Here is a 12,292-nt window from a genome sequence, read left to right as displayed (position 1 = left end):
GGCAGGGTCGTGCGGCGCCCCGGAGCGTCCGTGGCCGCGGATGTCCACCCGGATCACGGTGTGCTCGGCGGCGAGCGGCGCGAGATAGCCGAGGCCCCGCCAGATCGCCCGGGAGAGCACCGAGCCGTGCAGCAGCACGAGCGCCGGGCCGGAGCCGGTCACGTCATAGCGCAAGTCGATGCCATCGACGGGGGAGGGGATGACGGGCACGGCAGGCCTTTCTCGGGCGGGGTGGAGCACGCTGCTCCGCGCGCCCCAGAGTACGCAGGCAGCAGCGGCGCTGCGGGTCACGCCGCAGGGTGCATCGCGGATCGCGTCGCAGGGTTCGCCGCAGGTCGGGCTGCAGACGCCGGACGCCGGCCCGGTCCGCACAGGGCGGTCCGGACCGGCGTCTGGTCTGCGGGGCTCAGGGAACCAGCGGGCTCAGAGCGCCGCCGAGATCTCCTCGAGGATCCGGTTGAAGGTCGCCGACGGGCGCATCACCGCAGCGATCTTCTCGGCATCGGGGCGGTAGTAGCCGCCGATGTCCGCGGGCTTGCCCTGCACCGCGAGCAGTTCCTCGGCGATGGTCTGCTCACTGTCGGTGAGCTTCTTCGCGATGGGACCGAACGCCGTGGCCAGCTCGACGTCCTCGCTCTGCTGCGCCAGCTCCTGGGACCAGTACATCGCCAGGTAGAAGTGGCTGCCACGGTTGTCGATGCTGCCGAGCTTGCGCTGCGGGGACTTGCCCTCGCTGAGCAGTGTCTCGGTGGCGCGATCCAGGGCGTCGGCGAGCACGCGGGCGCGGTCGTTGCCGGCAGTACGAGCCAGGTGGCGCAGCGACTCGGCCAGTGCCAGGAACTCCCCGAGAGAGTCCCAGCGCAGGTAGTCCTCCTCGATGAGCTGCTGGACGTGCTTCGGGGCGGAGCCGCCGGCGCCGGTCTCGAACAGGCCGCCGCCGTTCATCAGCGGCACGACCGAGAGCATCTTGGCGCTGGTGCCGAGCTCCATGATCGGGAACAGGTCGGTGAGGTAGTCGCGCAGCACGTTGCCGGTGACCGAGATGGTGTCCTCGCCGCGGCGCACCCGCGCCAGGGTGTGCTCGGTGGCCTCGATGGGGGACATGATCTGGATGTCCAGACCCTCGGTGTCCTCCTCCGCCAGATACTTCTCGACCTTGGCGATGAGGTTGCGGTCATGGGCGCGGGACTCGTCGAGCCAGAACAAGGCGGGCATGCCCGACTCGCGCGAGCGGCGCACCGCGAGCTGGACCCAGTCGCGGATCGGGGCGTCCTTGGCCTGGCAGGCCCGGAAGATGTCGCCGGCCGCGACCTCCTGGGTCATGAGCGCGGCGCCGGAGGCGTCCCGCACCTCGATGCGGCCGTCGGCCGCGACCTCGAAGGTCTTGTCGTGCGAGCCGTACTCCTCGGCCTTCTGCGCCATCAGGCCCACGTTGGGGACGGTGCCCATCGTGGTCGGGTCGAAGGCGCCGTTCTGCTGGCAGTCCGCGATGGTCGCCTGGAAGACGCCCGCGTAGGAGGAGTCGGGGATCACCGCGAGGGTGTCCTGCTCGGCGTCGTCCTTGTTCCACATGTGGCCCGAGGTACGGATCATCGCCGGCATCGACGCGTCCACGATCACGTCGGAGGGGACGTGGAGGTTGGTGATGCCCTTGTGGGAGTTCACCATCGCGAGGTCCGGGCCGTCGGCCAGGTCCTGCTCGATCGCGGCCTTGACGCCCGCGCGAACGGTCTCCTCGAGGCCCTCGACCCCGGCGAGGATTCCTCCCAGGCCGTTGTTGGGGGACAGGCCGGCCGCAGCGAGCTGGTCACCGAACTGGGTGAACAGGGTCGGGAAGAAGGCGCGCACGGCGTGACCGAACAGGATCGGGTCGGAGACCTTCATCATGGTCGCCTTCAGGTGCAGGGAGAACAGCACACCCTGCTCCTTCGCAGTGGCGACCTGCTCGCGCAGGAAGGCCTCGAGCGCCGCAACGCGCATCACGGTGGAGTCGACGACCTCACCGGCGAGCACCGGCAGGGAGGCCTTGAGCACGGTCTCGGTGCCGTCGGCTGCGATGTGCACGATCGAGAGGGTGTCTGCGGCCTCGAGCACCACGGACTGCTCGTTCGCCCGGAAGTCGTCCTGGCCCATCGTGGCCACGGAGGTCTTCGAGTCCTTGCTCCAGGCGCCCATGCGGTGCGGGTGCGCCTTGGCGAAGTTCTTCACCGCGGCGGGGGCACGACGGTCGGAGTTGCCCTCGCGCAGCACCGGGTTCACGGCCGAGCCCATGACGGAGTCGTAGCGGGCCCGAACGTCCTTCTCCTCGTCGGTGGAGGGGGACTCGGGGAAGTCGGGCAGGGAGATGCCCTGGGCCTGCAGCTCGGCGACGGCGGCCTTCAGCTGCGGGACCGAGGCGGAGATGTTGGGCAGCTTGATGATGTTGGCGTCCGGTGCCTTCGCCAGCTCGCCCAGCTCGGCGAGAGCATCCGCTTCGCGCTGGTCCTCGGGCAGGAGGTCGGAGAAGGCCGCGACGATGCGGCCGGCCAGGGAGATGTCACGGGTGGTGACGTCGATCCCGGCCGTGTCCGAGAAGGCATCGAGGATCGGCAGGAACGATGCGGTCGCCAGCATCGGCGCCTCGTCGGTGTGGGTGTAGATGATGCGCGCCATGTGTCGCGGTGCTCCCTCGGGTCGGTGCGGCATTTGTCTTGACGTCAAGACTAATCGACGACGGGCTCGGCCCGCCCCATCGATCAGGATGCCTCCACGGTACGTGAGATGGTGCTCGTCCGCTCGGCTCCGGGACCTGGGTCTCAGGCGGCCGGCTCCTCGTCGACGACCTCGACCTCCCAGGGGTCCGAGAGCACGATCTGGGTCGCACCCTCCGCATCGACCGTGACCGCGAAGCCATGCGCCCGGTAGGAGCCGGGGGAGAGGGCGCCGCGGCCGCAGGTGGAGCGGCTGACCCAGGCGCGATCGACGCGGGTCACCCCGTCTTCGTCGATCCACTGCAGGCCGACGTCCGTCGCATTGCGGGCGCCGGTCACCACCGTGCCCGTGGCGGGATCGACCACCACAACTCCCTGCAGCAGGGCGCGGGTGCCGAGCTCCTGCGCCGTGACCGTGACCTTCGCGGTGATGGCCGTTCCCGGCTCGTCCTCCGGGACCAGGGTCGAGACGCTGGTGGTGGGATCCTCGACATCGACGGTCAGGCCGTCGCCGTCGCCCACCGCCTCCAGCGGCGCACGGCAGGCCAACTGCGAGAGATCCACGGGAACCTCGCCGGTCGGGGCGCTGATCGCACCGGGCACGACCTTCAGCCGGCCGCCCACCACGTCGACCAGCACATCCTCGCTCGCCCTCCAGCCGGAGTCGTCCGTCCCGCGGCCCGGCCCGTCGATCCCGCCTCCGCTGAGTCGCAGCAGGAACTGGCCGTCGGGCAGGGGCGCGTCGTCGCAGGTGCCCAGAGTGAGGTGTGCGGTGGCGGCCGACGGGGCCGGCTCGCCCTCCGCTGCGGCGATCTCGACGCGTTCGCGCACCACCATCGGCGGGACCGGTGCGCCCTCGACGCCCAGCTCGCCGTCGTACCCCGGCGCGGGGACGCCGCGGTTCTCCGGATGGGCCGGCAGCAGCACCCCCTCGGGGACGAAGCCGGTGTAACTGTGGTCCGCCGCGTGGCGGAACGGTCCCGTGAGCGTGAGGTCGTTGCCCTCGGTGCTCATCGATTCGGGGGTCAGCACCCCGCCCTCGGTCGAGGCGGGCAGCGGGCTGTCCTCCTCGCCGGGACGGCACAGCCAGGACGGGTCCGTCGCCGTGCTCGCGGTGCTCATGACCTGCTCGGGGTCCATCGGCTCCGCGGCAGTCGACGGCGCATCCGGGGTGGAGGGGCCGCTTCCGGGCAGCGCAGGGAGGGCATCGCAGGCGCCGAGCGAGAGGATCAGCAGCCCGGTGGCGAGCGCACTCGCCCTATGGCGCCGCGGCAGAGGACGACTCTTCTCCGTGTCGCCCCGACCCTCCGCCGTGACCATCGTGTCCCCTTCCGGTCCCCCGACCCTCCACCTCAGGCCGGTGCCTCCGCATGGCCGTCTTCGGTGCTGGGGAGAACGTACCGGAGCGCGCCCCGATTCACCGCACCAGCCCGATCCACAGCACGCGCCCGCCTCACAGCACCAGCAGCGTCACCGCCATGACCGCCATGCCGGCCACCAGTGAATAGATCACGGTGTGGTGCTCGCCGGTCTCCTCCGCCGCCGGCAGCAGCTCGTCGAGGGACACGAAGACCATGACTCCGGCCACGCCGGCCAGGATCGCTCCCATGGCATCCCCGCTGAGCAGGGGAGAGAGCAGGAGGAATCCGAGCACCGCCCCGACGGGTTCGGCGAGTCCGGTCATGGATGCGAGCCAGAAGGCCTTGGCCCGGGAGCCGGTGGCCCGACGCACCGGCACCGCGACGGCGAGACCCTCGGGGATGTTGTGCAGGGCGATCGCGGCGACCACCGGGATCGCGACCTCAGGCGCCTGCAGCGCGGCCACGAAGGTCGCGAAGCCCTCGGGCACGTTATGCAGCGCGAGGGCCAGGGCGGTGACGGTGCCGGTGCGCAGCAGGCGGGCGCGCAGGGCCAGATCGGCGGCCTGCTCGTCCGGAGCGCGGTGCTCGTCTGCACCGTGGCTGCCGTCCATCCGGCCCGCGAACTCGTGGGGGCTGACCGCGCTGGGGACCAGCCGGTCGAGCACGGCGATCAGTGCGATGCCCACGAAGAAGGCGAGCACGGCGAAGGCGGTGCCGCGGGCATCGGCCTCGCCCCCGGAGAGCACCCGGATGCCCTCGGGCAGCAGCTCCATGAAGGAGACGTAGAGCATGACCCCGGCGGAGAGCCCGAGACCGCCGGCCAGGACCTTCACGTTGGTGCCGCGCCCCAGCACTCCGAGGGCGGCACCGATGCTGGTGGCGCCACCGGCGACGAGAGTGAGGAGAAAGGCGACGAGCACGAGGACGACTGTAACCCTGCGACCGGGTCGATCCGGGAGGGAGGTCCTTCCGTGGGATGGGCAGAACATGCCCGGTCCCCGCCGCCCTTCTAGACTGACGCCATGCCTGATCCCGCCCCGTTCCTCTCCGTGATCGACCTCCGCGCGCGGCGCCTGAGTGCGGCCGAGCTCACCGCGGCGCTGCCGCGAGCCGAACTGGACGTCGAGTCCGCGGTCGCGGCCGTGCGCCCGGTGGTCGAGGACGTCGCCGCGCGGGGTGCCGCCGCGGTGCGCGATGCCTCCGAACGTTTCGACGGGGTGCGGCCGGAGCATCTGCGGGTCCCCAAGGAGGAGCTGGAGCGCGCGCTCACCGAGCTCACTCCGGAGATCCGCGCCGCTCTGGAGGAATCCGCGGCCCGGGTGCGTGCCGTCGATTCTGCGCAGTCCAGGCCCGACGAGACGGTCCAGGTGGTGCCCGGGGGCATCGTGACCCAGCGCTGGGTGCCGGTGCGCCGAGTCGGACTGTACGTGCCCGGCGGGCGAGCCGTGCTGCCCAGCTCGGTCGTGATGAACGTGGTGCCGGCGCAGATCGCCGGAGTGGAGCAGATCGTGCTCGCCTCGCCGCCCCAGAAGGAGTTCGGCGGCCTCCCGCACCCGACGATCCTTGCGGCCTGCGCGTTGCTGGGGGTCACCGAGGTGCTCGCCGTCGGCGGCGCCCAGGCGATCGCGCTGCTCGCGCACGGTGCCGAGGATCTGGGTGACGGCCGTGGCCTGGAGGCCGTGGATCTCGTCACCGGTCCCGGCAACGTCTATGTCGCAGCCGCCAAGCGCCTGGTGCGCGGGCAGGTCGGGATCGACGCCGAGGCCGGGCCGACGGAGATCGCGATCCTCGCCGACGCCGATGCCGACCCCGCCTTCGTCGCGGCGGATCTCATCTCCCAGGCCGAACATGACCCGTTGGCCGCGAGCGTGCTGGTCACGGACTCCGCCGAGCTGGCCCACGCGGTCGAGGCCGCGCTCGCGATCCAGGTTCCCGCCGCCGCGCATCAGGCGCGCATCGAGGAGGCGCTGCGTGGTGAGCAGAGCGGTGTGGTGCTCGTCGACGACCTCGAGCAGGGGCTGGCGGTGGTCGACGCCTACGGTGCTGAGCACCTCGAGATCCAGACCGCCGATGCCGCCGCCGTCGCCGCCCGGGTCACCAACGCCGGTGCGGTCTTCGTCGGACCCCATAGCCCGGTGAGCCTCGGCGACTACGCCGCCGGGTCCAATCACGTGCTCCCCACCGGCGGCACCTCACGCTTCACCGGCGGGTTGGGCGTGCAGACCTTCCTGCGCGGCATCCACGTGGTCCACTACGACCGCGACGCTCTCAAGGGTGCCCGCACGGCGGCGACCACGCTCGCCGATGCGGAAGGGCTGCCGGCTCACGGCGCGGCGATCGACATCCGCTTCGCGGACTGACTCCCCGCGGCGGAGCTGCCGGCAGTGCCGGTGACCACCCTGACGAGACCCCCCTGACGACGTCGAGGCCCGTTGAGGGCCGGGGCATCACCCCGGTGATCAGCGTCCGGAGGTGAGTTCGACCGGCTGCGGAGTGCGCTCGTGGCGGGTGACGTACAGCGCCACCGCACGCCAGCCGAGCATCAGCACGCCGGTCACCACGGCGGTGACGATGATGAAGGACACCTCGGTCCCAGCGGTGAACAGGGTGCGCAGCGCCATCGTGGTCGCGAGCGTGATGCCCCACACGAACACCCCATGCGGCCAGATCCGGAAGGGCGCGCGCCAGGCCCGGATCGCGAGATGGCCCAGCAGCACTCCGAGGGCGAACGGCCAGCCCACCAGGAAGAGGTTCTGTATGGTCAGCGGCGTGCCGTGCTGCACGAAGCCGATCGCGACGAAGAGCAGGACGACCAGCAGGTCGCCGACCAGGGCACCCAGGGAACGGAACATCGCCCCAGGATACTGACGGACCCCGGAGGCGCCCGTCGTCGCCGCCCGCTCTGTGAAGGGCGCCACGCCGCAGGGAATGCCGCCATGCCCGCGGGGAACGGCGTCACACGTGCCGCCGGGCACCTGCAGCGCCTGTCGTCGGCATGGGACACCTCAGCGAGCGGACGACACGGTCGCCAGCAGCCGGTGCGAACTACCATGGAGGCCATGTCCGTGAACCCTGCTCCGACCCTCGACAGCTCCGTGCTGCCCGCCCCGCGGGACGGCATCGCGGGAGCCGCCCCGTACGGCGCTCCCCAGCTCGAGGTCGCGCATGCGCTGAACGTCAACGAGAACCCCTACGGCCCCTCGCCGGAGCTCGCCGCCGCGATCGGCCGCGCCGCGGCGGAGGCCGCCGTGGGCCTGAACAGGTATCCGGATCGGGAGGCGCTGGACCTGCGCGCCGACCTCGGTGCCTATCTCGCCGCAGAATCCGGGATCCCCGCGCCGGACGCCCACGCCGTCTGGGCCGCCAACGGGTCGAACGAGATCATGCACCAGCTGCTGCTGGCCTACGGCGGCCCCGGCCGCACCGCGCTGGGCTTCACCCCGCACTACTCGATGTACCCCGAGTACGCGCGGGACACCTACACCGACTGGGTCACCGCCGAGCGCGGCCCCGCCCCCGACTTCACCCTCACCGCGGAGGCGGTCACCGCGGCGATCGCCGCGCACCGGCCCAGCATCGTGGTGCTCACCAGCCCGAACAACCCCACCGGCACCGCGCTCGATCTCGACGTCGTCGAGGCGGCGGCGACCGCGCTCGCAGTGACCCGGGGCCTGCTGGTGGTCGACGAGGCCTACGGGGAGTTCCGCCGGGACGGCGTCCCCAGCGCGCTCACGCTGCTGGGGCGGCACCAGAACCTGGTGGTGGCCCGCACCATGTCCAAGGCCTTCGCACTCGCCGGCGCCCGGCTCGGCTACCTGATCGCCGATCCCGCGATCGTGGACACCGTGCGAGTGGTGCGCCTGCCCTACCACCTCTCCGCCGTCACCCAGGCGGTCGCCCGCACCGCCCTCGCTCACCGTGAGGAGCTGCTGGGCAAGGTCGCGCTGCTGCGCACCGAGCGTGATGCGCTCGCCGAGCACCTTGCCTCGCGCGGCCACGAGGTGGCACCGTCCGATGCGAACTTCATCCTGTTCCGCAGCTTCTCCGACCGTGACTCCGTGTTCGAGGCGCTTCTCGCGCGCGGAGTCCTCATCCGAGCCGTCGGCCCCGCCGGCTGGCTGCGCGTGTCGATCGGCACGCCGGAGAACAACGCCGCATTCCGTACCGCCCTCGAGGAGGCCGACCCCCGATGACCAGCACGCCCAACACGCCCAGCGCCGCCGCCCGCCCGTCGCGCACCGCGACCCTCAGCCGCACCACCCGCGAGTCCTCGATCGAGCTCACCCTCGACATCGACGGCACCGGCCAGGTCGATATCTCCACCACGGTGCCCTTCTTCGACCACATGCTCACGGCGCTCGCCACCCATGCCCGCTTCGACCTCACCGTCAAGGCGACCGGTGACACGCACATCGACGCCCACCACACCGTGGAGGACACCGCGATCGTGCTCGGCCAGGCGCTGCGCGAGGCCCTCGGCGACAAGCGGGGCATCGCGCGCTTCGGCGACGCGCTGGTCCCGCTGGACGAGTCCCTCGCCCAGGCCGTCGTGGACCTCTCCGGCCGGCCCTACTGCGTGCACTCGGGGGAGAGCGAGGCCCAGGCCACTCACCTCATCGGGGGCCACTTCACCGGCTCGCTGACCCGTCACGTCTTCGAGTCCCTCGCCCACCACGCCGCGATCTGCCTGCACATCCGGCTGATCGAGGGCCGCGATCCCCACCACATCGTCGAAGCCCAGTTCAAGGCCCTCGCTCGCGCGCTCCGTGCTGCGTGCGCGTACGACGACCGCGTCCTGGACGTCCCCTCCACCAAGGGAGCACTGTGATGAGCGCCGTCGATCCCGAGGATCCGCGTCAGGACCGTCCCGGAGAGCAGCCGGAGGGATCCGGCCGTCCCGCCGATGACATCGACGCGGAGTTCGCACGCCTCATGGAAGGCATCTCCCTCGAGGACGATGCCCCGCTGACCGTCGAGGACGTGCTCACCGACACCACGGGCGAGGAAGAGGTGCCCAGCGTCGCGGTGATCGCGACCTCCGTCGCCTCCGCGAAGGCGCTGGCAGGCGTGGTGCGGCTGGGCCGGGAGGCCCGCACCGACGGGATCGACATCCCCGTCGGGACCCGCACCCACGACAGCAGCACCGGCGCGATCGCGATCGGTCCGCTCGCCGAGGCCGCCGCTCATGATCTCGCCGCGATCGCCTCGACCGCCCTGCAGCGCAACGGGATCGTGCTGTTCTGGCGCCGCGGTGACCGCATGACGGCGACCCGGTACAAGAACGGCGAGCGGGGCGAGGACATCTCGCCCGCGATCGTGCTCGGTGCGGTCGACGACCTCGTCGAGGAGCTGCTGCTGGGCGCGACCACCCTCGAGGAGCTGGGGGAGGGGCTGGACCCGTCCGCCCTGAGCCGCTCCGAGGCGCTCGCTTGGATCGCCTCCGGGAAGAAGCGCAAGTGACGGAAGAGACCGCCCCCAGCGCCGCCCCGGTCCCCGCAGCCCATGTGGTGGTGCTCGATCATGGCTCCGGCAATGTGCGCTCCGTGGTTCGTGCGCTCGAGGCGGCCGGAGCCGAGGTCGAGCTGACCGCGGACCGTGACCGCGCGCTCACCGCGGATGGACTGGTCGTCCCCGGGGTCGGCGCCTTCGCCGCCACCCTCGAGCAGATCAAGGCCGTCGGAGGGGACCGCATCATCGAGCGGCGCCTCGCCGGGGGCCGCCCGGTCCTGGGCATCTGCGTGGGTCTGCAGGTCATGTTCGAGACCGGCGCCGAGCACGGTGAACGCACCCGCGGGCTGGGACAGTGGCCCGGAGAGGTGACCCGCCTGGAGGCGGCGGTCGTGCCCCATATGGGCTGGAACACCGTCGATGCCGCCGAGGGCACCGCCCTCTTCGAGGACATCACCGAGGAGCGCTTCTACTTCGTGCACTCCTACGCCGCGCGGCGCTGGGAGATGGAGCAGATCGGCTCGCTCGCCGCACCCAAGGTGAGCTGGTCCGAGCACGGGGGCGACCGCTTCATCGCCGCCGTCGAGAACGGTGCGCTCACCGCCACCCAGTTCCACCCGGAGAAGTCCGGCGATGCCGGAGCGAAGCTGCTGGCCAACTGGCTCCGCACCCTCCCGCGCTACGAGAGGGAGACCGTCTCATGATGGTCGCGTTCCTGACCCTGTTCGCCGGCGGCATGCTGCTCGGCGGCGCCTGGTCGTTCTACCGCTCGAAGAAGCCTTGGTGGTCGAGCGTCGGCCTGCTGCTGCTCGGACTGATCTGCTTCGGCATCTCCATCTGGCGCATCCAGACCGGTTGAGCCGGAGACCCTCATCCGGCTCCGCTGCACCTGCGCCAACCCTTTCTCTGGGATCACTTCCTCCGAGATCACTTCCCCTGAGATCGTTTTTTTCTGAGACCACTTCACCACCGTCCGGGCCGTCGCCCGACCACCGCTTCCAGGAGACACCCCATGACCGCTCCCGTGCTCGAGCTGCTCCCCGCCGTCGACGTCCAGGACGGCCAGGCCGTCCGGCTCGTCCAGGGCGAGGCCGGAACCGAGACCGCCTACGGTGCCCCGCTGGACGCGGCACTGACCTTCCAGGAGGGCGGCGCGAGCTGGCTGCACCTGGTGGACCTCGACGCCGCCTTCGGCCGCGGCACCAATGCCGCACTGCTCGCCGAGGTGGTCGCAGCCGTCGACATGAACGTCGAGCTCTCCGGCGGGATCCGCGATGACGAGTCGCTCGCCGCGGCGCTCGCCACCGGCTGCCGCCGCGTCAACCTCGGCACCGCTGCGCTCGAGAACCCGGAGTGGACCGCAGAGATCCTCGCCGAGCACGGCGACCGCATCGCCGTCGGCCTCGACGTGCGCGGCACCACTCTGGCGGCCCGCGGCTGGACCCGCGACGGCGGCGACCTCTGGGAGACCCTCGAGCGGCTCGACGAGGCCGGCTGCCAGCGCTACGTCGTCACCGACGTCACCAAGGACGGCACCTTGCGCGGACCCAACCTCGAGCTGCTGGCCGAAGTGTGCTCGCGCACGGAGGCGAAGGTGGTCGCCTCGGGCGGGATCTCCTCCCTCGACGACCTGCGCGCCCTGCGCGAGCTGGTCTCGGCCGGCGTCGAGGGCGCGATCGTCGGCAAGGCCCTGTACGCGCAGGCGTTCACGATGGGCGAGGCGCTCGACGTCGCGGGCCGCCCATGAGCCCGGCGCAGGATCACGACCGTTCAGGGTCCCCGGCCGGGGCCCCGGAAGGGGCCCTGCCCGATGCGTCGGCGGAGCCTGCCGACCGCACCGAGCAGATCCACCGGACGCTGCCCGCCCATTTCCGCGAGAAGTCCCCGCTGACGGACACCGCCGGAGTCTCCTGGGAGGGACGGGACTACACGGTCAGCCCCTTTCCCGCAGATGACGGCAGCGCACCCGCGGCAGTGACCGCGGCCCTCGCCGCGCATCGGGCCGGCCAGGATCCCCACCGGCAGGGGCTGGTCTCCGCCCTCGCCGCAGCCCGGGTGCTGGTGCCGATCATGGCGGTCGCCACCGAGACCGGGACCACGGTCCACGGGCTCACCGGTGACAACGGCGCCGACATGGCGATGGTCTCGATCACGGCGCCCGACGGCACGACGGTGCTGCCGCTGTTCACCTCGGTGGCGGCCCTCGCCGCCTGGCGCTCCGACGCCAGGCCGGTGCCGGTCATCGCCCCGCAGGCTGCGCAGGCAGCGGTGCAGGAGGGCTGCACGGCCCTGCTCCTCGACCCCGCGACGCCGGCGGCGGAGGGCGGACCGGTGCTGCTGCCGCGCTCGGTGCTGTGGGCGCTGGCCCAGGGGAGGGAGTGGATCCCTCCGCACCAGGATCCCGAGCTGGCCGAGGTGCTGGACAGGGTTGCCTCCGACTCCTCTGACGAGGTGCTCGCATTGACCGCGCGGGCCGGGGAACGGGCCGAGGTGGATCTCCAGCTCCGACTGCGGCCCGGGCTCACCGCGCCCGCGGTGCGTCAGGCAGTCGATGAGGTCACGGCACGCCTCGGCGCCGAGCAGCTGGTCGCCGAGCGGATCAGCTCGCTCCGCCTCGTCCTCGGCTCCTGACCCCAGGGTCTCCTCGAGCCCTGCAGACTCCTAGGGTCTCCCCGGGCCGTGCGGGCTTCTAGGAACTCCCCGGGCCCAGCGGGGCTCCCAGAAACCCCAGGGGCCCGGGCCCCCGCAGCTCCCGGGAACCCCTTGCAACTCTTCGCGTTCCAGGCACGACGC

The 12,292-nt window shown here is 71.7% G+C and carries 13 protein-coding genes; 8 read left to right on the top strand and 5 right to left on the bottom strand.

From position 1 onward, the window contains the following. The 4 genes from ACT3SQ_RS15725 to zupT all read right to left on the bottom strand — a co-directional run. On the bottom strand, positions 1-210 hold a 210-nt coding region (locus ACT3SQ_RS15725), incomplete at its 3' end, for an alpha/beta fold hydrolase (RefSeq protein ID WP_444601370.1). Between the two features lie 213 nt (positions 211-423). Next, the gene (locus tag ACT3SQ_RS15720) at positions 424-2,652 is read right to left on the bottom strand and encodes an NADP-dependent isocitrate dehydrogenase (protein WP_441444310.1); all 2,229 of its coding nucleotides are present in this window, start codon (positions 2,650-2,652) and stop codon (positions 424-426) included. A 143-nt stretch (positions 2,653-2,795) separates the two neighbouring features. Further along, on the bottom strand, positions 2,796-4,010 hold the full coding sequence (locus tag ACT3SQ_RS15715) for a hypothetical protein (protein ID WP_444601369.1): 1,215 nt from the start codon (positions 4,008-4,010) through the stop codon (positions 2,796-2,798). Between the two features lie 133 nt (positions 4,011-4,143). After that, positions 4,144-4,971: a zinc transporter ZupT gene (gene zupT, locus ACT3SQ_RS15710; RefSeq protein ID WP_444601368.1), complete on the bottom strand. Its 828-nt coding sequence runs from the start codon at positions 4,969-4,971 to the stop codon at positions 4,144-4,146. 102 nt (positions 4,972-5,073) lie between these two features. Between zupT and hisD the strand changes: the two genes are divergently transcribed. Then, complete coding sequence (hisD, locus tag ACT3SQ_RS15705; RefSeq protein ID WP_444601367.1) at positions 5,074-6,411, top strand: histidinol dehydrogenase; 1,338 nt, start codon at positions 5,074-5,076, stop codon at positions 6,409-6,411. Between the two features lie 99 nt (positions 6,412-6,510). On the opposite strand, the gene ACT3SQ_RS15700 is transcribed toward hisD, so the two are convergent. After that, positions 6,511-6,903 carry a DUF3054 domain-containing protein gene (locus ACT3SQ_RS15700; RefSeq protein WP_444601366.1) on the bottom strand — a complete coding sequence of 131 codons (393 nt, stop codon included), beginning with the start codon at positions 6,901-6,903 and terminating at the stop codon, positions 6,511-6,513. A 207-nt stretch (positions 6,904-7,110) separates the two neighbouring features. On the opposite strand from ACT3SQ_RS15700, the gene ACT3SQ_RS15695 reads away from it, so the two are divergent. The 7 genes from ACT3SQ_RS15695 to ACT3SQ_RS15665 all read left to right on the top strand — a co-directional run bounded on the left by ACT3SQ_RS15695 (position 7,111) and on the right by ACT3SQ_RS15665 (position 12,130). After that, positions 7,111-8,244, top strand: a complete 1,134-nt coding sequence (locus ACT3SQ_RS15695) for a histidinol-phosphate transaminase (protein ID WP_444601365.1) — start codon at positions 7,111-7,113, stop codon at positions 8,242-8,244. Further along, positions 8,241-8,879, top strand: coding sequence for an imidazoleglycerol-phosphate dehydratase HisB (gene hisB / locus ACT3SQ_RS15690; RefSeq protein ID WP_444601364.1), 639 nt, complete (start codon positions 8,241-8,243; stop codon positions 8,877-8,879). The genes ACT3SQ_RS15695 and hisB overlap by 4 nt, the downstream gene beginning before the upstream one ends. Beyond that, complete coding sequence (locus ACT3SQ_RS15685; protein ID WP_442332018.1) at positions 8,879-9,511, top strand: hypothetical protein; 633 nt, start codon at positions 8,879-8,881, stop codon at positions 9,509-9,511. Before hisB ends, ACT3SQ_RS15685 begins: the two co-directional genes overlap by 1 nt. Then, on the top strand, positions 9,508-10,203 hold the full coding sequence (gene hisH / locus ACT3SQ_RS15680; RefSeq protein WP_441444318.1) for an imidazole glycerol phosphate synthase subunit HisH: 696 nt from the start codon (positions 9,508-9,510) through the stop codon (positions 10,201-10,203). The genes ACT3SQ_RS15685 and hisH overlap by 4 nt, the downstream gene beginning before the upstream one ends. Continuing rightward, positions 10,200-10,358, top strand: a complete 159-nt coding sequence (locus tag ACT3SQ_RS15675; RefSeq protein ID WP_441444319.1) for a hypothetical protein — start codon at positions 10,200-10,202, stop codon at positions 10,356-10,358. The genes hisH and ACT3SQ_RS15675 overlap by 4 nt, the downstream gene beginning before the upstream one ends. 153 nt (positions 10,359-10,511) lie before the next feature. Beyond that, entirely contained in the window at positions 10,512-11,246 is a 735-nt protein-coding gene (priA, locus tag ACT3SQ_RS15670; protein WP_441444320.1) for a bifunctional 1-(5-phosphoribosyl)-5-((5-phosphoribosylamino)methylideneamino)imidazole-4-carboxamide isomerase/phosphoribosylanthranilate isomerase PriA, read from the top strand. Beyond that, on the top strand, positions 11,243-12,130 hold the full coding sequence (locus ACT3SQ_RS15665; RefSeq protein WP_442332017.1) for an SseB family protein: 888 nt from the start codon (positions 11,243-11,245) through the stop codon (positions 12,128-12,130). Before priA ends, ACT3SQ_RS15665 begins: the two co-directional genes overlap by 4 nt. Positions 12,131-12,292 lie beyond the last annotated feature (162 nt).

The organism is Brachybacterium sp. AOP42-C2-15 (genome assembly GCF_052377065.1).
In the GTDB taxonomy this organism is placed as follows: Bacteria; Actinomycetota; Actinomycetes; order Actinomycetales; family Dermabacteraceae; genus Brachybacterium.
This window is presented reverse-complemented; position numbering and strand designations above follow the sequence as displayed.